The following is a 19757-nucleotide window of genomic DNA, read 5'->3' on the forward strand; positions in this document are numbered from 1 at the left end:
GGCCTATCGGGAATAGGCTGTGAACAGGTTTTTATAACACTATTATTAATATTAAATTTATTGATTATGAACAAAAAGTTTTCTACACTTGTAGCTAGCTTGTTATTTGCATCAGCTTTTTCAGCATTCGCAGGTACAGCGGCTCCAATGTTTACAGCTCCTAACGGAGTAGAAACTCGTGCGCTTGTACCTAACACAGGTGCAGAAAAAGTGACCAGTGATGCTGGCCTTGTTGCTGCTGCTGGTCATACAGCAGTAAATGTTTTGAAAGGTTTTACTAACAACGCTCGTTTGCAGGTACTTTTGGAAACAGGTGCTTTGACTACAGCGAATGCTGCTCAAAATTATTTTGTATCATCTGCTGCTTTGATTGGTGCAGAAGCAGATTATGCTACTGCAACTACTCCTGCTACTATGGCTCCTTTCTATTTTACGCTGAATGGGGATCAATTAGTAGGTGCTAATGGAACTGTTCTGTCGTTGGATGGCGTTCAGAATTTTGATATCGTTCCATTGGCAAAGACAGACGGTACAGTTACTTCCTTCTTTGGATTGAAAGCTATATCTTCTGATGCTGCTAAGAATGGTAAGTTTATCAAAATTATAGCTGATGGAACTATCACAGCAGATGCCGCGGATGTAAATAGTGCTGCTATTTTCGCATCAGTAGAAACAGCTTATACAGCTGCTGCTAAAGGTGAGGATCTGAATAAAGACTTGAATGATGGCTTTAACTTATCAGTGACTTTCGGTACTTCAACTCTTAAAGGCGCGGAATTGTTCGCTAACAAGTTGACTGCAATGGAATGGGATGGTGGTTCTTCTGCATTTATACCGGCAGCAGGGGCAACAACTGAATTCTTTTTGAAAAACAAAGATGGCAAATACATTGTTTTTGATGCAGCGTTGAATAGCTCAAATGCTATTAAAGGAGGCTTTAAGTTAGTTAGCGCAACTGACGCAGCTGCTATCCAGGCTGGAACTACAGCTAAATTCAAAATCAACGTAGCTGATAACGGAGCAAAAACAGTAGAAGTAACTGTTGATAATGGCAAACGTTTATATGTTAATGTATCAAACGGAACTAACGTATTAACAGCTCTTGATGTTTTGAATGGTGCTGCTGCTAACTGGGCTAGTACAGCTTTAGGTGCAACAAACGCAGTTGACTTCCATAAGTTCCTGACAGGCCAGTTCTACAAAGTTAGCTTTGTAAAGAAAGCTGTAGGTGAAACAGAAGCTGCTGCTGCTTACAAGGTTAATGGCATTTTAGGTCTGAGATTTAATACAGCTGCAAATGTTGCTGATTTCGTAAAGGCTGCTGATGTTGTTGCAGAAGATCCTTCTACTATGTGGGCTCCAAGCATTGTTGGTGGAGAGTTGGTTTTGACAAACCGTGAAAATACAACGGCTGCAGTGCAGGTTAAAATTGCATCTTTACGTGAAGTAAGTGCTGGTGTTTATGAAGTAGGTGCAGTAACTGCAACTAATTCAGGTCTTATAGCTGGTGAACAGATCAAGATCACTCCAGTAGCTTCAGTTTCAAAAACAGACGGTTACCAAGTATATGCAGACAACGCTTTGATCAACTCTGCGTTTTATCTGGGTCAGTCTCGTCGCAATGCAGACGGTGACGTTCCTGCTTATTGGGCAGAAAATCACGGCACACACCAGATCGGTGCAACAGTAAACCAGGAGGAAGCTACTCAATGGAATGTACAATTAGTTAAGAAGGATGCTGCTGATTATAACAAACAGATCGACTCTGTATTAGTTATCAGTAACTTGGTCTCTTATAACGCAACAACAGGTGTTACAACAACTACTCCGGACACATTGGCAGTTCTTCCGTATGTATTCCAGAACAGAGGTAACCGTGAATATGTAATTCTGAACAATGAAACAAATCAGGAATATTACATCTGTGACAAAGATAATAAGAATGTTGCTCGCAATGCTAAAATCTTCGCATTGAAGAAAAGACCGGGTAATACATATAACTATGTAACCTTGGCTGTAACAAATACTTATACAGATGGTAAAGTACAACCTGTTACTGCTATCAATGGTGACATGAAAGTATACTTGAAGAACAGTGCAAACAAAGGTACATGGGAAAATGTTGAAACTTATTCAGATGATGCCAACTCTCTGATGGTTGTTGAGCCTATCGATGCTCCGGAATACCGTAAGGTAGTTGCTGCATGGGGTGACACAGTAAGAATTTACCGTGAAGAATATCCTACAGAAGTATTGTTCGAAAAAGCAGATGCTAAATCTGTTGTAGATGGCAAAACTTTGAGCTTCCTGAATGTAAATAACAGTGTAACTGGTGCTAATCCTGCTCTGTTCGTTGATACAGCTTATGTAAACCGTACAGTAAATGGTGTTGCTAACACTTGCTACCAGTATCTGTTGGCTGTAAACGTAGATAAAGAAAATTCAGTTTACTGTCCTTACAATCCTGAACATAATACAGATGCTTGGAGAGAAGAACATGGTGGCCCTTGCGCTGACGCAAAAGAAAATCCGGCTGTAGTAAAAGGTCGCTTCCTGATCAACCTGATTGACACTGCTTTTGCTTACAAAGCTGATCACCTGCACAACAACCCATATATCAATATGGTTGAAGCAGACGAAAACAAGGCTAAGTTGTCATTCGTAGAAGGTATCCATACAAACGATACATTGTATATTACTCGCAAGGGTGGTGAAGTTGTTAAATTAGGTATGACTGATCCAGCATTCAATGTTGCTAAGTTCGCTTTCCGTTACGTAGATAACGAAGCTGGTTCATTCAAGATCCAGACTCAGTACAAAGAATATAGTGCTGCAGACAAAGACGCATTCGATGCATCTGCAAATAACGAAGGTTACCTGCGTTGGGTAAACGGTACAGTTGTTGTAACAAACAGCTATACTAACGGTGAAGTATTCAACATGGAAGAAAACTTCAAGGGTAATCCTGTAGCAAACGAAGATATCACTACTTCTTCTGTAAAAGTAACAACAACAGAAGGTAAAGTGATTATCGCCGGTGCACAAGGCAAGAAAGTTACTATCAGTAACGTACTTGGCCAGACTATTGCTAACGCAGTTCTTTCTTCTGACAAAGCTGAAATCTCTACTCCTTCAGGTGTAGTAATCGTAGCCGTAGAAGGTGAAGCTGCTGTAAAAGCAATCGTAAAATAAGACGCAATTATTTATAATCAAATAATTCTAAATTGTTTACCGCGCGGTTCCGTCATGAGCCAATTACCCCGTGAAGGGCGAACAAGCGGTAGATATTAATACTAAAGTAATGAAATAAAGTTCTTCTGTTCAACCTCTGTGAAGAGTGAAAACAGACAAAAAACAAGCCCCGGTAGATTCGTCTTCCGGGGCTTGCTATTTAAGGCTTGCTAAATTTCCCTCGTATTTGTATTTATCGTATCTTTACAACACTTAATCAGAAAACAAATATTATTATGAGCGTCTTTAGCAGCTTCCCACGCACATTCTGGGTGGCCAATGTAATTGAATTGTTTGAGCGTTGGGCGTGGTACGGTTTCTTTATGCTGTTTGCCAACTACCTGACCGGCTCGTCGGATGTCGGGGGACTCGAATTCTCGCAAAGCCAGAAAGGGCTTCTGATGGGAGTGGGGACAGGCATCCTCTATTTCCTGCCGGTGCTGACGGGAGCCATCGCCGACCGCTACGGATATAAGAAAGTATTGTTTCTGGCCTTTCTGATCTATACATCCGCTTTCATTCTCCTTCCGATGTTCACTACCTTTACCGGAGTTTTCCTTATGTATCTCTATCTGGCGGTGGGAGCAGCCCTGTTTAAACCCGTTATCTCGGCAACGATCTCAAAGACGACAACGGACGAGACGGCTTCGATCGGGTTCGGTATTTTCTATATGATGGTCAATATCGGGGCTTTCTTCGGGCCGATGGTCACCCTGTTGTTCAAAGGATCGTCCCACCTTATCTTTTATGTCTCGGCGGGGATTATCGCGCTCAACTTCATCCTGCTGTTCTTCTACAAGGAGCCGGGACGGGAAGACGCGGAAAAGAATACAGACCCTTTGCTGAAAACCTTCCGCATCATCTTCACCAATATGGGATATATATTGAAAGACGTTAAGTTCATCCTCTTTCTGGTGATTGTGGCCGGCTTCTGGGCGATGTATCACCAGTTGTTCTTTACGTTGCCGGTCTTTATCTCGCAATGGGTGGACACCAGTGTGCTGTATAACTTCTTCCATGCCTATATGCCTTTTTTCAGCGAGAATTACAGCGAGGCGCCCGGTGTGATGGATGCGGAGTTCGTGACGAATATCGATGCACTCTACATCATCACTTTTCAGTTGGTCGTTTCAAGTATCGTGATGAAGATGAAACCGTTGCGCTCCATGATGTCCGGTTTCCTGGTCTGCTCGATCGGTATGTCGCTGACCATTGTTTCGCAGAATGTATTGTTTACGATGGTGGCTATCCTGATCTTCTCGTTGGGGGAAATGGCCGGATCGCCGAAGATCACCGAGTATATCGGACGTATTGCCCCTGTGGATAAGAAAGCGCTTTACATGGGATACTCCTTTATCCCCGTGTTTCTGGGGAATGTGATGGCCGGGATCATTTCCGGTGTCGTGTATCAGCAGATGTCGGATAAGGTGATGATCGTCCAGCAATTCGTGGCGGAGAAAGGGCTGCAGATACCCCAAGGACTCTCCAATAACGCCTATTTCGCCGAAGTCGCCCGGCAAGTCGATCTGACGCCCCAGGCATTGACGAACCTTCTTTGGAAACTCTACGATCCTTCCCGCTTATGGATGGTCATATTCGGTATTGGCATGGGAACTGCCCTCCTTTTGTTCGTATATGACCGGGTGACCTCCCGTAAATAATACTTTTGAGAAGGATTGTCTCCTTGTATTTGCTTATATTTGCACGGAAAAAGACAGTATACATTTTATGACGAAAGATATAACACCTGAATACGTGCTTGGTGACCTGCGTTATCTGCAATTGCTGGCGCGTAGTTTTCCTACTGTAGCCGATGCGAGTACCGAAATTATCAATCTGGAGGCCATCCTGAACCTGCCGAAGGGGACGGAGCATTTCCTGTCCGATATCCACGGGGAATACCAGGCTTTCAACCATGTGCTGAAGAATGCATCCGGTGCGATCAAACGGAAAGTGAATGAGATATTCAGTAACACGTTGCGCGACTTCGAGAAGAAAGAGTTGTGTACGCTGATCTATTACCCGGAACAGAAACTCGAACTGGTCAGGTGCAAGGAGCCCGACCTGGACGACTGGTATCTGATCACGTTGAACCAGCTGGTGCGCGTCTGCCGGAATGTATCGTCGAAATATACACGCTCGAAAGTCCGCAAGGCCTTGCCGAAAGAGTTTTCCTATATTATTCAGGAGTTGCTGCATGAATCGTCCGTCGAGCCGAACAAGTCAGCCTATGTAGACCAGATCATCCGCACGATCATCTCGACCGGCCGTGCCAATGACTTCATCATCGCCATGTGTAACCTGATACAACGGCTGACGATCGATATATTGCACGTGATAGGCGACATCTACGATCGTGGCCCGGGTGCCCATATCATCATGGATACCCTTTGCGATTACCACCATTTCGATATCCAGTGGGGCAACCACGATGTGCTGTGGATGGGAGCGGCTTCCGGTAACCTGGGAAGTATTGCCAATGTGATCCGTATGTGCCTGCGTTTCGGTAATTTGGCGACGCTGGAAGACGGCTACGGCATCAACCTCCTTCCGCTGGCCACGTTCGCAATGGATGTGTACGGCGATGATCCCTGCGACCTGTTCATGCCGAAGACGAATGCGTCCGACTCCACGTTTGATGAAAAGACGATCCGCCTGATCTCGCAGATGCATAAGGCGATAACGATTATCCAGTTCAAGCTCGAAGGCGAGATCATCCGCCGCCGTCCCGAGTTCGAGATGGACGACCGCCTGCTGCTCCACCATATCGACCTGAAACGCGGAACCATCACTTTGGATGGAAAAGAGTTCGAGCTGAAAGATAAGAACTGGCCGACCATCAACCCGAAAGATCCGTATGCCCTGTCGATCGAGGAGGAAGACCTGATCCGCCGCATCCAGCATTCTTTCGAGTACAGCGAGAAGCTGAAGAAACATATGCGTTGTCTCTTCCGTCACGGCAGCATGTACCAGGTATGCAATTCCAACCTGCTGTTTCATGCCTCTGTCCCGATGAATGCCGACGGGACGCTGAAAAGCATCCGTATAGAAGGGCAGGAATACAAAGGTAAAAGCCTGCTCGATAAAGTAGACCAGTTGATCCGCACCGCCTATTTCGACTCGGAGGACTCTCCCGAAAAGGATTTTGCGATGGATTATATCTGGTATCTCTGGGGAGGAAAAGACTCTCCCTTGTTCGATAAGAGCAAGATGGCCACCTTCGAGCGAGCTTTTATCGACGATAAGGCGGTACAGAAGGAAGAGAAAGGCGCTTATTATACCCTCCGCGAAGAAGAGAAGGTATGCGATATGTTATTGGATGAGTTCGGCGTAACGGGTATGCACCGCCATATCATCAACGGGCACGTCCCTGTCCGTTCCATCGAAGGCGAAAACCCCATCAAAGCCAATGGCAAGCTGTTGGTGATCGACGGTGGTTTCTCGCGGCCTTACCATGCCGAAACGGGGATTGCCGGTTATACGTTGGTGTATCACTCCCGCGGTTTCCAGCTGGTGCAGCATGAGCCGTTCCTGTCGACCGACCAGGCCATCAAAGAGGGGCGTGATATCCGTTCCACCACGATCGTAGTGGAACTGAGTTCCCACCGTCAGATGGTAAAGGATACCGACAAAGGCACCGACCTGCAACGCCAGATCCATGATCTGGAAAAGCTGTTGTATGCCTACCGCAACGGCTTTATCAAGGAAAAAGAACGGAATGAATATTAGGCAATAATATGGCGTGAATTAATTATATGCAAAAACGAATAACCTGGTCTCCCTTACTGCTAACCGCCCTGATGGTTCTCTTATTTCTGGGTGGGCTGGTATACGGTGCCGTATCCATTCCTTTGGAGAGCGTTATCGATATTCTGATGGGGAAAGACGTCGGTCGTCCCGCCTGGCAGAATATCATCCTGCAAAGCCGCTTCCCGCAGGCCGTTACGGCTCTGCTGGCCGGTGCTTCGCTGGCAACCAGCGGATTGCTGTTGCAAACCCTGTTCCGTAACCCGTTGGCAGGCCCTTCCATCCTGGGAATCAGCGACGGAGCCAACCTGGGAGTGGCTGCCATCATGCTCTATTTCGGCGGTACGCTGAGCATGGTCACCGAGTTGCCTATCAGCGGCTATCTCGCTGTTATCTTCGCCGCCTTTGCCGGGGCAGCCTGCATACTGGGACTGATCATCTGGTTCTCGGCCAAGGTGAAAAGCAACGTCATGCTGCTTATTATCGGTATCATGATCGGCTATCTCGCCTCCTCCCTGATATCGGTACTCAACTATTACGCCTCGACCGACAAAGTCCATGCCTTTGTGATGTGGGGACTCGGCAACTTCTCAGGTGTCTCCCTGATGCAGCTGCCTTATTTCCTCATCTTCACCCTCGCCGGACTGCTGTTGGCCATCCTGCTGATAAAACCCCTCAACGCCCTGCTGCTGGGGGAAATGTATGCCGCCAACCTCGGAATCCGGATCAAACGCACCCGCATCCTGATCCTGTTCTGCACCGGACTGCTTACCGCAACGACGACTGCTTTCTGCGGCCCGATCTCCTTCATCGGACTGGCCGTTCCGCATATCGCCCGCCTGATGTTGGGCTCCTCGAACCATAAGATGCTGGTTCCCGTCACGATGCTGGCCGGTTCCTGCATCGCCCTGCTCTGTAATATATTGATGGTGATGCCCGGAACCAACAACATCCTCCCGCTCAATGCCGTGACGCCGATGCTCGGAGCCCCGGTTATCATCTATGTGATCGTGAACCGTAAGAATATCCAATACTTCGACTGATGAACAGACAGACACCTGTAATAGAAACCAATCGCCTCAGTATTGGCTATCCCTTGAAAGGCGGCAAGCGTAAGGTGATCCATGACGACCTCAGCCTCAGGCTCTTCCCCGGTGAAGTGACCTGCCTGCTGGGACTGAACGGAGCCGGCAAATCGACCCTGCTGCGTACCCTCTGCGGTTTCCAGCCCCCGTTGGACGGCGATATCTCCCTGATGGGAAAACCCCTGTCGTCATACTCGCAAAGCAACTTTTCCCTTACGGTAGGTGTTGTATTGACGGAAAAGACGAACGCGGGCGGCATCACCGTCTACGAACTTGTTTCGCTGGGACGCCACCCTTACACAGGCTTCTTCGGACAACTGAAGGCAGCCGACAGGGAGATCATCGAGCAATCGCTTGCAGCAGCCGGCATCGCCCACAAAGCACAAAACTACGTATCCGAACTGAGCGACGGCGAACGGCAGAAAGCCATGATCGCCAAAGCCCTTGCGCAGCAATGCCCCATCATCCTGCTGGACGAACCTACGGCCTTCCTCGATGTAACGAGCCGTATCGAAACGATGGTCTTGCTGCATCGCCTGGCTATGGAGCAGCAGAAAGCCATCCTGTTGTCGACCCACGACCTCGACCTGGCTATCCAGATGGGCGACTGTCTCTGGCTCCAGGAAAAAGGCCGCCCGATGGCTTGCGGTACGCCCGAAGACCTGATCCTGAGCGGTGCCTTCGAATCTTTCTTCGGAAAAGAAGGTATCGTCTTCGACCCGTCGACCGGCAAGCTGAATACCGAAGCCCCGATCACCCCTGTTGGAGTGGAAGGCGACTTCCTTGTCTCCTATTGGGTGGGTAATGCCCTGATACGGAACGGTTACCGCCCCTCGCCTGTAAAGCCGGGGCAATTGAATATAAACTGCCTTGTCTCCGGCAGCCTGCACCTTACATGGCCTGGCGGTGAGGAGGAGGAGCTTCCCGATGTGGCGGCACTAGTCGCTGCGGTAAGGGAGGGGGTTGCCTCACCCGGATGAGGTAAGATGCCACGCCGGGATATGGTGAGCAACCACATCTGGATATGGTATATTACCACACCGGGATATGGTAAACTGTCATATCAGGGTATGGCACTATCTCTCTCTCGGGGATATGATAAGGGGGTAAGGTCGTTTTGACACACCCGCATAAGGAACGAAACAATAGAATAACAGTAAGTATAGATGAATTATGGCAAATGAAATAATCGGACGGTTGGAGAAAGAGAAGATATCCCGTCTGTTGTTACAATATGCTATCCCGTCTGTAGTCGGGACGATGGTGAATGCGTTGTATAACATTGTCGACCGTGTATTTATCGGTCAGGGAGTCGGTGCGCTGGCGATGGCCGGCCTTACGCTGACGTTTCCCATCCTGCTTTTCCTGCAGGCTTTCGGTATGCTGATTGGTGCGGGAGCCGCCACCCGTGTCTCCATCCATTTGGGAAGGAAGGCGAACGAGATGGCGGAGAAGGTGCTGGGGAATGCTTTTACGCTGACATTTATTATCACCCTGGTCACCGTCGTCCCTTGTATGATCTGGATGGACGACCTGCTGCTGGCTTTCGGGGGAAGTGAACAGACCATCCCTTATGCCCGCGACTACCTGAATATCGTTGTGCCCGGAACGATCCTGACTTCGCTCAGCTTCGGCTTCAACGCGGTTATGCGCGCTTCCGGTTATCCGAAGAAAGCCATGTTTACCATGCTGATCGGGGCGGTGGTGAATGTCATTCTCGACCCGATCTTTATCTTTTGGCTCGACATGGGCATCCGGGGAGCGGCCATCGCGACCATTATCTCGATGCTGCTGAGCGCCCTGTTCGTTATGAACCATTTCATCCAGAAAGACAGTATCGTACGTTTCCATAAAGGGACGTTCAAACTGGAGGGGCATGTGGTGTGGAACATCCTCACCATCGGTATCTCGCCTTTTGCCATGCAGCTGGCGGGTAGCCTGGTCGTCGTTATCCAGAACTATGCCTTGAAGGTGCACGGGGGCGACCTGGCGTTGGGAGCCAACGGCATCATTACCAGTGTCGGCATGTTGCTGGTGATGCTTATTATTGGTATCGCGCAAGGGATGCAGCCTATTGTCGGGTTCAATTACGGTGCCGGACAGCATAAGCGCGTGCAGGACACCTTGCGGCTGGTCATCATCACTGCGACAATTATCATGGGGCTGGGCTGTCTGGCGAGCGTCCTGTTTCCGCGGTTGATAGCCCGTGCGTTCACCAGCGATCCGGAGTTGATCGAGGTGACGGCCAACGGCCTGCGGATCAGTTTGATGGTGTTCGTCGTTGTCGGTTCGCAGATATCCATCAGCCAGTTTTTCCAGAGCATCGGTATTGCCTGGAAAGCGATGTTCCTTAGCCTGAGCAGGCAATGCCTGTTCCTGATTCCGGCTCTGCTCGTGTTCCCTGAGTTCTGGGGATTGGACGGCGTATGGTACGCGTCTCCTTTTTCGGACTTCATCGCAGCCGTAACTGCCTGGGCTTTCCTGTGGTACCATGTTAAAAACATAAAAAGTGAAACGTTAAATTGAACTTCCAGGCGAGTTATTTGTCTATTATATGAAAAGTGGTTCGCTACGTATTAATTATAAAGAATAGAAGTATGAAAAGAGTTTTATTATTGCTAGCTGTCCTGTTATTTGGCCTCGGTACGGGAACGATGATGGCACAACAGGATAAAGCAGCTGAAAAAGCAGCAAAAAAGGCCGAGAAAGAAGCAAAGAAAGCAGCGGAAGAAGCCGAGAACATGGCTATGTTCGACCTGGCCGTACAGGCTCTTAACGCAAAAGACTTTGTGCTCGAAGCAGACCGTGTGGAATTTAAACGCGGACGTTTCGTTTATGTAACTCCCAGCACTAACTTCGTATCGATGAAAGGCAACCGGGCAACGATCCAGTTGGCATTCAACGGAGCTTATGCAGGCCCTAACGGAATAGGGGGTATCACTGTCGATGGTAACGCCTCAAACGTAGAGATGAAGACCGATAAGAAAGGTAATGTCACTTTCAGTATGATGGTACAGGGCGTTGCCGTATCGGCCAACGTAACCTTCCGGATGGTGAAGGGCAGCAACAAATGTACGGCTACTGTAAGCCCGAACTTCAACAGCAACCGTATCTCGTTCACCGGTTCACTCTATCCGACGGAACAGTCCAACGTGTTTAAGGGACGCTCCATTTAAACATAATTGATATACTCTGAACGAAAGGGAGACGTTGCTTTGCGACGTCTCTTTTTTTATATCTTTGCATCACAACTAATAAAACATAACGATTATGCAATTATCGATAGACCAGAAGGACATAGACAAATTCATTATGATAGGCGATAAAGTGCTTATCAAACCCAAGAACCCGCAGAGCCAGACCAAGTCCGGTCTGTATCTCCCGCCTACGGTGCAGCAGGAGAAGATACAAAGCGGTTATATCATCAAGGTAGGCCCCGGCTTCCCGCTGCCCTCCCAGAGCGAAGAGCATGAAGTGTGGGAGAAGAAGGAAGGAGAGGTGCATTACCTGCCCCTGCAGGCGCACGAAGGCGATCTCGCTGTCTTTCTGCAAAATGCCGCCTATGAGATTAACTTTAACGACGAGAAGTTCCTGATCGTGCCGCATTCTGCCATTTTAATGCTGATGCGCGACGAAGGATTGTTCGAATAAAGCCTTTTTCTTTGGCAAAATACTAATCTATTCACATTTTTGATGTATTTTTGCAAGCAAATCAACAAGACAAACTATCAACAGTAGCGATTAGAATGAATAAAATTGTAAGTAAAGAACATTTCTCTGCCAACGTAGTGAAGCTGGAAGTTGAGGCTCCTCTGATTGCCCGCTCACGCAAGGCCGGTCACTTTGTGATCGTGAAAGTGGGAGAGAAAGGCGAACGTATCCCCTTAACCATTGCAGGAGCAGACACTCAGAAAGGAACCATCACCCTGGTGATCCAGGCCGTGGGAGGTTCGTCCAAGAAGATCTGCGATTTGAACGCAGGCGATTATATCACCGACCTGGTAGGCCCCCTGGGACAAGCTACCCATATCGAGAAGGTAGGTACGGTGGTCTGTGCCGGAGGTGGCGTAGGTGTAGCTCCGCTGCTGCCTATCGTTGAAGCATTCCATAAGGCCGGCAACCGCGTGATCGTCGTACTGGCTGCCCGTACGAAAGACCTGGTGATCCTCGAAGACCAGATGAAGGCCAACTCCGACGAAGTGATCGTGATGACCGACGACGGTTCATACGGCACGAAAGGACTGGTGACGAACGGTGTCGAAAGCGTGATCAACCGTGAGAAGGTAGACCTGTGTGTAACCATCGGCCCGGCTGTGATGATGAAATTCGTTTCAGCCCTTACAAAGAAATATGAGATACCTACTGTCGCTTCCCTCAATACGATCATGGTAGACGGTACCGGTATGTGCGGTGCCTGCCGTATCACGGTGGGCGGAAAGACGAAGTTCGTCTGTGTGGACGGCCCCGAATTCGACGCCCACCAGGTTGATTTCGACGAGATGCTGATGCGTCTGAGTGCTTATAAAGATATTGAAAAGAAGTAACCACCGAGATACAATGACAACAGAAGAATTGATCGCTGCCCGCCGTGCCGAGCCCTGGAGGGAAGCACTGCGCAAAAGCAAGAAGAATAAAGAACGCACGGATATCCCCCGTGTAGAGATGAACGAGCTCGATCCGGAATACCGCAGCCACACCCGCCTGGAAGAGGTGAACCTGGGGCTGACGAAGGAACAGGCCATGCAGGAGGCGCAACGTTGCCTCGACTGCCCGAACCCTACTTGTATGGAAGGTTGCCCGGTGAGCATCAACATCCCGACATTTATCAAGAACATCGAACGCGGCGAGTTCCTCGAAGCAGCCAAAGTGCTGAAGGAAACCAGCGCGTTGCCTGCCGTTTGCGGCCGTGTTTGTCCGCAGGAGAAACAATGCGAAAGCAAATGCATCCATCTGAAGATGAAAAAGGAACCGGTAGCTATCGGTTACCTCGAACGTTTCGCAGCCGACTACGAGCGTGAAAGCGGACAGATATCCGTCCCCGAAATCGCTGAGAAGAACGGTATCAAGATTGCCGTGATCGGATCGGGCCCTGCCGGCCTTTCCTTTGCCGGAGATATGGCGAAGCGCGGATACGATGTGACTGTATTCGAAGCGCTCCACGAGATCGGCGGCGTATTGAAATACGGAATCCCTGAATTCCGCCTGCCTAACAAGATCGTGGATGTGGAGATCGAAGGCCTTCGCAAGATGGGCGTGAAGTTCATATCCAACTGCATCGTCGGCAAGACGATCAGTTACGACGACCTGCACGAAGAGGGCTTCAAAGGCTTCTTTGCCGCCAGCGGTGCCGGCCTGCCCAACTTCATGAACATACCGGGTGAAAACCTGATCGGCGTGATGTCGTCCAACGAATACCTGACACGTGTCAACCTGATGGACGCTGCCAACCCCGAAAGCGATACCCCTGTGCTGCAAGGCAAGAAGGTGGCCGTGATCGGTGGAGGTAATACCGCGATGGACTCCGTACGTACCGCCCGCCGCCTGGGCGCCGAACGTGCCATGATCGTCTACCGCCGGAGCGAAGAGGAAATGCCTGCCCGTATCGAGGAGGTGAAACATGCTAAGGAAGAAGGCGTGGAATTCCTGAACCTGCACAACCCGGTCGAATACATCGGTGACGAAAGAGGCCGTGTAAAACAGATGCGTTTGCAGAAGATGGAACTGGGCGAACCGGATGCTTCCGGACGTCGCCGTCCCGTCGCCATCGAAGGAGCCATCGATACGATCGACGTAGACGAAGTAATCGTCAGCGTCGGTGTTTCTCCCAACCCGCTTATCCCGCGTGCCTTCAGCGGCCTGGAAGTGAGCAAATGGGGCACGATCGTAGTCGACCAGGATACGATGCGTTCGGCTTTACCGGATGTATATGCCGGAGGCGACATCGTGCGTGGTGGTGCCACCGTGATCCTGGCGATGGGTGATGGCCGTAAAGCGGCTGCCGCTATGGATGCCAGCCTGCAGGGAAAATGATCTGAAATTAAGATAAAGCGAGAAGCCCGGCCATTGAGGTCGGGCTTTTTTATTGCCGGAACAGGATGAAATCTATGCTATTTCTGATTTTTCAATGCTTCCTTGCAAAAAAAGGTTGTAATGATAAATTTATTCTTATATTTGCGTTTACCGTATCAAACGGAACCAGACATAAAAGAGAGGTAAAGAAGATATTTATACAATAGTTATAAATATTGGTGTGTCTATGAAGGGGCTGCGACAGGTGTGTTGCAGCCCTATTTGTTTATTTAGGGTGGTTAAGTAAGTCTAAAACATCTTTCTTTAAAGCCGGGATATGTCTTATAATGAGCCCCCAGAGAAATTCGGTAGTGACACTGTCGTAACCGTGTATTACTTTGTTCCTTGTATTGACGATTGCTCTGGCGTTAGGCAATATAAAAGTTGGATCTATTTTGACGGATTCGATTGATTGCTTCTCCCATTATTTCAACGTTTCTCTCAACGGCTCTTTGGAGAATAATCTCTTTCCTGAATTCCTCGAATAGTTTAGGCCCTTCAGGAAAATAACTTTCCACTTCATTAATAGAAAGAAGCACATCGTACAGATGTTTTTCAATATACTCATCCATATATTAATTGCTTTGACGAGTCAATGTTTCTTCGTAAAATAGGATTTCGTATAGCTTTATCTTCGAGTAAATCTACATCCCTGCGGAAGATATTGGATAATGCATCTTTTAAATCAAAGTAATTGTCTGCGTAATCTTCCGGTGTGACGCCTTCAAAGTCTACCAATAAATCGATGTCGCTCTTGTCGGTAAAGCGATTTGTCAGTACAGAACCGAAAGCAAACATTCTTTTTACTTTATGCTTCTTGCATAAAGCAATAATTCCGGGTAAGTAATTGCTGAAGAAGTTCATATCCTTTGTCTTTAGTTATAACAAAGGTATATATTATTCTTTAAACGGACAACAGAGGGAAGTTGTATAAAATAAAAAGCCCCGATATTGCAAGCAATACCGAGGCCTTTTGGAAGCGAGCGAAAGACGGGACTCGAACCCGCGACCCTAACCTTGGCAAGGTTATGCTCTACCAACTGAGCTACTTTCGCAAATCGAAAGGGATGAACCCGAAAAATACATCCTTTGTACTCGAAGCGGGACTTGAACCCGCACAGCCGCAATGGCCAAAGGATTTTAAGTCCTTCGTGTCTACCATTCCACCATTCGAGCATCCCTTTCTCTTAAGAGATGAGCGAAAGACGGGACTCGAACCCGCGACCCTAACCTTGGCAAGGTTATGCTCTACCAACTGAGCTACTTTCGCGTTCTTTGCGTTTGCGTGTGCAAAGGTAGATAACTTTTTTATATCTGCAAATAATTGGAGAAAAAAGTTTACCGCAAGGGCTGATTTTTTTAATACTGGATTAATAATTCACTCCCTCGCTGGGTGACATTAAACTTCGTAAGTGCAAATTCCGACGGGCCATCTGACGGAGTACCAGACCCGTAGGCTATTTCGTACTTCGTTCCGCATTCCGGACACTGTGCCCACCCTGTATTATCTGCTTTTACCCTGATATCCTTTTTCCCTTCGTGGGGGCAACACAAATCATAAGCATAATATTGTGTACCTCCCGTAGTGGCGCTGAAGCCGTTTACGACCAACACGCCCGAAAAACCGAGCCGTGTACCGTAGTTCTGACCTACTTCGCTTGTGATCTCTTTAAAGTGGAGAGAACCCACCAGGTCTTTGTCTTTGAACTGCAAGTCCAATTCCAGGTACACCGGTGCATAAGGCACGTTTGACACATTCACCTTATTGCACGACATCACCAGCAGCACCACCAAACAAAAAAATATCCTTTTCATCCTATTATACTAACAGTTTCTTTTCAGCTTCGTTTACCTTATTAAACGAGAAACCATCGATAATATTTTGCATCAGGGCGGAAATACTGTCATTGCACAGATTACCGATACTACCCTCATGTGTATGGTTCACAGCCTTATTCGGCGTGAAATTACCCGCTTCGATCTCCAGACCGACCCGTTTATAAGCGTCGCGGAAAGGAACACCTTCCAGCACGAGGCGGTTCACCTCCTCTACACTGAACAGCAAGGCATACTTATCGTCATCCAGGATATGATCGTTCACCTTCACCTCCCGCATCATATGCGTAACCATGCGGAGACAATCCTTCAGCTCGTCGAAAGCAGGCAGGAACACCTCTTTGATGATCTGCAGGTCGCGGAAATAACCCGAAGGCAGGTTGTTGCATATCAACGTGATCTGCTGCGGCAATCCCTGTATCTTATTACATTTCGCACGCGTCAGTTCGAACACATCCGGATTCTTCTTATGCGGCATGATGCTGGAACCCGTCGTAAACTGATCCGGCAACTTGATGAAACCGAAGTTTTGGCTATTGAACATACAAGCATCGAACGCCAGCTTCGAAAGCGAAGCGGCAATACCCGCCATTGCAAAAGCCACCGTGCGCTCCATCTTGCCACGTCCCATCTGCGCATACACTACATTATAATCCATCGAGTCGAAGCCCAACAGGTCGGTAGTCATGCTGCGGTTCAGCGGGAAAGACGAGCCGTATCCGGCAGCCGAACCCAGCGGATTGCGGTTGCACACCTTGTAGGCCGCCTGCATCATCTGCAAATCGTCAGCCAGGCTCTCGGCATACGCACCGAACCAAAGGCCGAACGACGAAGGCATCGCCACCTGCAAATGGGTATATCCCGGCATCAACACCTCCTGATAGCGGTTGCTCTGGCTGATCAGTACCTCGAACAGGCCGTTCGTCAGTTCCACCAGCTCCTGTATCTGTGCACGTGTGTAGAGTTTCAGGTCGAGCAGCACCTGGTCGTTGCGCGAACGTCCGCTGTGTATCTTCTTGCCCACATCACCCAGACGGCGTGTCAGCATCAGCTCCACCTGCGAATGGACGTCTTCCACGCCCTCTTCGATCACGAACTCACCGCTGTCGGCAACGGCATAGATGTTTTTCAGTTCTGCCAGCAGCGCTGTCAGTTCCTCTTTCGTGAGCAACCCGATGCTTTCAAGCATCGTGATATGAGCCATCGAGCCAAGGACGTCGTACTTAGCGAGGTAAAGATCCATTTCGCGGTCTTTGCCTACGGTAAAGGTTTCGACTTCCTTGTCTACCTGTACATTTTTTTCCCAAAGTTTCTGAGCCATAATGCGGAGTTAATAAGGCAGGCCGGCAATCACAGTCGATATCTTGTCGAGAGCGTCCTGCAATGGTTTTGATACCATCGGTTTGATAAACGGGTTCAGATCGGCGCGGATCGTCATCTTCAGCCGCGTGTCGTTTTCCTCCATCTGTTTCAGTTGGATCCAGAGGAAGAGGGGAACGGGCGAATTGGTTGTAGTAAATTTGATCGTTTTATTCGGTTCGCGCTCAACGATCTCGAAGCGTATCTTACCTACGGGATCGACAGCGAAACCACAGGAGTCGCTGTCGAACTCAAAGTCTTTTATCTTGTCCTGCGGAATGCGGTCCTTTACCCGTTCCAGGTTGGAAAGGTCGGACAGCATTGCATAGACACGATCCTCGTTATAGGGGATCGTTTTGATCTCACTAACAAATTCTGTCATCCTGCTATTGTCTGATTAAGCTTCGGGATTCCAGTTTGCGGGGTCTTTACGCCATTCCTGCAGGGTAGCGATTTCCGATTCGTCGATATAGTCTGTGCGTACAGCCTCTTCGATAACGGCATCGTAATTGCTCAGCGTAGTCAATGTAACCTTGGCATCCTTGAACTGCTGTGTGGCAACAGGGAAGCCGTGTGTGAAGATGGCAACCATACCTACCACGTCGCAACCGAAGTTACGTACAGCCTGAACAGCTTTCAAGCTGCTGCCGCCGGTAGATACCAGGTCTTCGATGATTACTACTTTAGAACCCGGTTTCAATTCACCTTCGATAAGGTTTTCCAGTCCGTGATCCTTCGGCGTTGCGCGGATGTAAACAAAAGGCAATCCCAACAGGTCGGCAACCAATGCACCCTGTGCGATAGCTCCTGTGGCAACTCCTGCGATGGCGTCTGCGTTTTCGTATTTCTCGCTGATAACACGTGCCAGTTCCAGTTTAATGAAGCTACGAACAGCCGGGTAAGAAAGCGTCTTTCTGTTATCACAGTAAATCGGCGACTTCCAGCCGGAAGCCCATGTGAACGGATTGGCCGGTTGTAACTTAACGGCTTTAATTTTTAATAATTTCTCTGCAACTAATCTTTCCAGTGTTTTCATACAATCCTACATATATATTTATATCAAAGTGCAAAAGTAGGCAATCGGAATGATATAACCTTGTAGATACCGAAAAAAATGAATGCCTGAAAAGATGTTATTTAAAACAAAGAGCCCACCCTTTCTTCCAGAGCAGGCTTGGAAAGAGGGGGCAGGCTGTTTGCGGGGCAGTCCGTGAACTACCCGTACGGAGCTGGCTTTCGTCAGAATCTGAGACGTATCCTAAGGGATAGTTTCAAATAGAGGTTCAGCCCTTTCCTGGCCAGGCGGCGAAGCAGGGCGGGGATAGTTTTCAACAGGAGCAATTGTTTCTTCATCCGGAGTGGGTTTAAAGTGAAACAGAAAATTAAGCAAAGCGAGAATGAACTCGAGGATTTTTTTAATTTTTGCCATAGGATAATTATTATTTATAGGGTGGATAATTCGATAATCGCCCGGACAGTCTTGTCGTTGCATGCCAGGCTGCACCTAATAACTACTCGATAACGGGTCGGTCGTCCTCGCCGCCGGCATCCGGTTGTTCCGGCTCTTTGCCGATACGCTCGAAGCTGACTTTATCGAGCATGGCACGCAACCGGGCGCCGGGGGTAAAGATGATTTTCGGTTTGCGGATCATGCCCGCCTGGAAATCCTTTTCGAGCACCGAGCCCGAACTGCCGATCGACAGGCGGAGACGCCCCAGCGTATCCAGTTCGACCACCTCATTACGCAGCAACGCCTCCTCCGTTGCCCGCAGCAGTCCGCGCACCACCAGCGCCACATCACCGTCGCTCGCCGTCGAGCGGTCGGCTATCACATCGCAGATCGAATTAAAATTCATCGTTCCGCTTACCGGGGCAGATGCATAATGACGTTTCGCTCCTTCTGCCGCACCTTTCGTAAGGTCTTTTTTCAAGACCAGCTTGTACTTTACTGACATAACTTTAAATGTTTAAGGGTTAGTGTATTAAAATCTTTATTTCTGATTACATTACAAAGATAATGTATGCTTTACTACTGAAAGGATATTGCGGAAAGGTGCAGGATAATCAGTATGTATTATTTTTTCGATAAATATCCGTTGAAAAGCTAACAACGTATTCATTTAATTCCTACATTGTGGTGTAATAAATAATTAAATATCAAAAAAATATGGAAGACAAAAAAACGCAACTGTCTCCCTGGGGGAGAGCGTATGGGGTAACGGAATTTGCCCAACTTTATTTTCCCGGCCATACACCGGTGATTGCCTATAAACGAATGTGGGAATGGATACGCACCTCGCGCGGACTGAAAGCCAAGCTCGAAGCCGCCGGGTGGATGAAGTTCCAGAAACTCTACACGCCGAAGCAAGTAGGCGTACTGATCGAACATCTGGGGGAACCCTGACAGTATAAACCTCATTATAATTTAGT

At 48.5% G+C, this 19757-nt stretch carries 20 protein-coding genes and 3 tRNA genes; 11 read left to right on the forward strand and 12 right to left on the reverse strand.

The genetic code is table 11. From position 1 onward, the window contains the following. The first annotated feature begins 66 nt into the window (after positions 1-66). The 10 genes from HMPREF1536_RS13225 to gltA all read left to right on the forward strand — a co-directional run bounded on the left by HMPREF1536_RS13225 (position 67) and on the right by gltA (position 14093). A complete protein-coding gene (locus HMPREF1536_RS13225; RefSeq protein ID WP_147337507.1) occupies positions 67-3192 on the forward strand; it encodes a DUF6383 domain-containing protein in 3126 nt (1041 codons plus the stop codon). Positions 3193-3467: 275 nt separating this feature from the next. After that, positions 3468-4892 (forward strand): MFS transporter, encoded by a 1425-nt coding sequence (locus HMPREF1536_RS13230; protein WP_028729729.1) that lies wholly within the window; start codon positions 3468-3470, stop codon positions 4890-4892. Between the two features lie 67 nt (positions 4893-4959). Then, positions 4960-6960 (forward strand): fructose-bisphosphatase class III, encoded by a 2001-nt coding sequence (locus HMPREF1536_RS13235; protein ID WP_028729728.1) that lies wholly within the window; start codon positions 4960-4962, stop codon positions 6958-6960. A gap of 26 nt (positions 6961-6986) precedes the next feature. Continuing rightward, a complete protein-coding gene (locus tag HMPREF1536_RS13240) occupies positions 6987-8021 on the forward strand; it encodes an iron ABC transporter permease (protein WP_028729727.1) in 1035 nt (344 codons plus the stop codon). Then, complete coding sequence (locus HMPREF1536_RS13245; RefSeq protein ID WP_028729726.1) at positions 8021-9043, forward strand: ABC transporter ATP-binding protein; 1023 nt, start codon at positions 8021-8023, stop codon at positions 9041-9043. Before HMPREF1536_RS13240 ends, HMPREF1536_RS13245 begins: the two co-directional genes overlap by 1 nt. Before the next feature lie 193 nt (positions 9044-9236). Next, positions 9237-10589, forward strand: a complete 1353-nt coding sequence (locus HMPREF1536_RS13250) for an MATE family efflux transporter (RefSeq protein WP_028729725.1) — start codon at positions 9237-9239, stop codon at positions 10587-10589. A gap of 71 nt (positions 10590-10660) precedes the next feature. Then, positions 10661-11239 (forward strand): DUF4251 domain-containing protein, encoded by a 579-nt coding sequence (locus HMPREF1536_RS13255; protein ID WP_028729724.1) that lies wholly within the window; start codon positions 10661-10663, stop codon positions 11237-11239. Positions 11240-11333: 94 nt separating this feature from the next. Beyond that, positions 11334-11714, forward strand: coding sequence for a co-chaperone GroES (locus HMPREF1536_RS13260; RefSeq protein ID WP_028729723.1), 381 nt, complete (start codon positions 11334-11336; stop codon positions 11712-11714). Between the two features lie 95 nt (positions 11715-11809). Beyond that, the gene (locus HMPREF1536_RS13265) at positions 11810-12607 is read left to right on the forward strand and encodes a sulfide/dihydroorotate dehydrogenase-like FAD/NAD-binding protein (RefSeq protein WP_028729722.1); all 798 of its coding nucleotides are present in this window, start codon (positions 11810-11812) and stop codon (positions 12605-12607) included. Positions 12608-12620: 13 nt separating this feature from the next. Further along, on the forward strand, positions 12621-14093 hold the full coding sequence (gene gltA / locus HMPREF1536_RS13270; RefSeq protein WP_028729721.1) for an NADPH-dependent glutamate synthase: 1473 nt from the start codon (positions 12621-12623) through the stop codon (positions 14091-14093). A 265-nt stretch (positions 14094-14358) separates the two neighbouring features. Here the strand turns inward: gltA and HMPREF1536_RS28430 are convergent, their stop codons facing one another. From HMPREF1536_RS28430 to HMPREF1536_RS13320, 12 genes are all read right to left on the reverse strand, one after another. Next, positions 14359-14508: a HepT-like ribonuclease domain-containing protein gene (locus HMPREF1536_RS28430; RefSeq protein ID WP_262496397.1), complete on the reverse strand. Its 150-nt coding sequence runs from the start codon at positions 14506-14508 to the stop codon at positions 14359-14361. Further along, positions 14501-14704: a HepT-like ribonuclease domain-containing protein gene (locus HMPREF1536_RS28155; protein ID WP_233426406.1), complete on the reverse strand. Its 204-nt coding sequence runs from the start codon at positions 14702-14704 to the stop codon at positions 14501-14503. The genes HMPREF1536_RS28430 and HMPREF1536_RS28155 overlap by 8 nt, the downstream gene beginning before the upstream one ends. Next, positions 14697-14996: a nucleotidyltransferase family protein gene (locus tag HMPREF1536_RS13280; protein ID WP_028729720.1), complete on the reverse strand. Its 300-nt coding sequence runs from the start codon at positions 14994-14996 to the stop codon at positions 14697-14699. Before HMPREF1536_RS13280 ends, HMPREF1536_RS28155 begins: the two co-directional genes overlap by 8 nt. Positions 14997-15114: 118 nt before the next feature. Continuing rightward, positions 15115-15187: transfer RNA gene (locus tag HMPREF1536_RS13285), tRNA-Gly, on the reverse strand. A 37-nt stretch (positions 15188-15224) separates the two neighbouring features. Further along, positions 15225-15308, reverse strand: a tRNA-Leu gene (locus tag HMPREF1536_RS13290). 21 nt (positions 15309-15329) lie between these two features. After that, positions 15330-15402: transfer RNA gene (locus tag HMPREF1536_RS13295), tRNA-Gly, on the reverse strand. Positions 15403-15491: 89 nt separating this feature from the next. Continuing rightward, positions 15492-15947 (reverse strand): Rieske (2Fe-2S) protein, encoded by a 456-nt coding sequence (locus HMPREF1536_RS13300; protein WP_028729719.1) that lies wholly within the window; start codon positions 15945-15947, stop codon positions 15492-15494. 4 nt (positions 15948-15951) lie between these two features. Next, entirely contained in the window at positions 15952-17289 is a 1338-nt protein-coding gene (argH, locus tag HMPREF1536_RS13305) for an argininosuccinate lyase (protein WP_028729718.1), read from the reverse strand. Between the two features lie 9 nt (positions 17290-17298). Then, positions 17299-17709: an SRPBCC family protein gene (locus HMPREF1536_RS13310; RefSeq protein WP_028729717.1), complete on the reverse strand. Its 411-nt coding sequence runs from the start codon at positions 17707-17709 to the stop codon at positions 17299-17301. Between the two features lie 15 nt (positions 17710-17724). Then, positions 17725-18363: an orotate phosphoribosyltransferase gene (gene pyrE, locus HMPREF1536_RS13315; RefSeq protein ID WP_028729716.1), complete on the reverse strand. Its 639-nt coding sequence runs from the start codon at positions 18361-18363 to the stop codon at positions 17725-17727. A gap of 222 nt (positions 18364-18585) precedes the next feature. Then, positions 18586-18756 (reverse strand): hypothetical protein, encoded by a 171-nt coding sequence (locus HMPREF1536_RS27885; protein WP_167331521.1) that lies wholly within the window; start codon positions 18754-18756, stop codon positions 18586-18588. An 82-nt stretch (positions 18757-18838) separates the two neighbouring features. Next, positions 18839-19282, reverse strand: a complete 444-nt coding sequence (locus HMPREF1536_RS13320) for an HU family DNA-binding protein (protein ID WP_028729715.1) — start codon at positions 19280-19282, stop codon at positions 18839-18841. Between the two features lie 212 nt (positions 19283-19494). Here HMPREF1536_RS13320 and HMPREF1536_RS13325 point away from each other — a divergent pair, with 212 nt between their 5' ends. Further along, positions 19495-19731, forward strand: a complete 237-nt coding sequence (locus tag HMPREF1536_RS13325; protein ID WP_028729714.1) for a DUF4248 domain-containing protein — start codon at positions 19495-19497, stop codon at positions 19729-19731. The last annotated feature ends 26 nt before the right edge of the window (positions 19732-19757 follow it).

This window comes from Parabacteroides gordonii MS-1 = DSM 23371 (assembly GCF_000969825.1).
GTDB lineage: Bacteria > Bacteroidota > Bacteroidia > Bacteroidales > Tannerellaceae > Parabacteroides > Parabacteroides gordonii.

Bases quoted from the DNA above. Each gene is read 5' to 3' on its own strand.
- HMPREF1536_RS13325 (WP_028729714.1), top strand. From the start codon at position 19,495: ATGGAAGACAAAAAAACGCAACTGTCTCCCTGGGGGAGAGCGTATGGG.
- argH (WP_028729718.1), bottom strand. From the start codon at position 17,289: ATGGCTCAGAAACTTTGGGAAAAAAATGTACAGGTAGACAAGGAAGTC.
- HMPREF1536_RS13300 (WP_028729719.1), bottom strand. From the start codon at position 15,947: ATGAAAAGGATATTTTTTTGTTTGGTGGTGCTGCTGGTGATGTCGTGC.
- HMPREF1536_RS27885 (WP_167331521.1), bottom strand. From the start codon at position 18,756: ATGGCAAAAATTAAAAAAATCCTCGAGTTCATTCTCGCTTTGCTTAAT.
- gltA (WP_028729721.1), top strand. From the start codon at position 12,621: ATGACAACAGAAGAATTGATCGCTGCCCGCCGTGCCGAGCCCTGGAGG.
- HMPREF1536_RS28155 (WP_233426406.1), bottom strand. From the start codon at position 14,704: ATGGATGAGTATATTGAAAAACATCTGTACGATGTGCTTCTTTCTATT.
- HMPREF1536_RS13230 (WP_028729729.1), top strand. From the start codon at position 3,468: ATGAGCGTCTTTAGCAGCTTCCCACGCACATTCTGGGTGGCCAATGTA.
- HMPREF1536_RS13280 (WP_028729720.1), bottom strand. From the start codon at position 14,996: ATGAACTTCTTCAGCAATTACTTACCCGGAATTATTGCTTTATGCAAG.
- HMPREF1536_RS13235 (WP_028729728.1), top strand. From the start codon at position 4,960: ATGACGAAAGATATAACACCTGAATACGTGCTTGGTGACCTGCGTTAT.
- HMPREF1536_RS13310 (WP_028729717.1), bottom strand. From the start codon at position 17,709: ATGACAGAATTTGTTAGTGAGATCAAAACGATCCCCTATAACGAGGAT.
- pyrE (WP_028729716.1), bottom strand. From the start codon at position 18,363: ATGAAAACACTGGAAAGATTAGTTGCAGAGAAATTATTAAAAATTAAA.
- HMPREF1536_RS13255 (WP_028729724.1), top strand. From the start codon at position 10,661: ATGAAAAGAGTTTTATTATTGCTAGCTGTCCTGTTATTTGGCCTCGGT.
- HMPREF1536_RS13240 (WP_028729727.1), top strand. From the start codon at position 6,987: ATGCAAAAACGAATAACCTGGTCTCCCTTACTGCTAACCGCCCTGATG.
- HMPREF1536_RS13225 (WP_147337507.1), top strand. From the start codon at position 67: ATGAACAAAAAGTTTTCTACACTTGTAGCTAGCTTGTTATTTGCATCA.
- HMPREF1536_RS13245 (WP_028729726.1), top strand. From the start codon at position 8,021: ATGAACAGACAGACACCTGTAATAGAAACCAATCGCCTCAGTATTGGC.
- HMPREF1536_RS13265 (WP_028729722.1), top strand. From the start codon at position 11,810: ATGAATAAAATTGTAAGTAAAGAACATTTCTCTGCCAACGTAGTGAAG.
- HMPREF1536_RS13260 (WP_028729723.1), top strand. From the start codon at position 11,334: ATGCAATTATCGATAGACCAGAAGGACATAGACAAATTCATTATGATA.
- HMPREF1536_RS13250 (WP_028729725.1), top strand. From the start codon at position 9,237: ATGGCAAATGAAATAATCGGACGGTTGGAGAAAGAGAAGATATCCCGT.
- HMPREF1536_RS13320 (WP_028729715.1), bottom strand. From the start codon at position 19,282: ATGTCAGTAAAGTACAAGCTGGTCTTGAAAAAAGACCTTACGAAAGGT.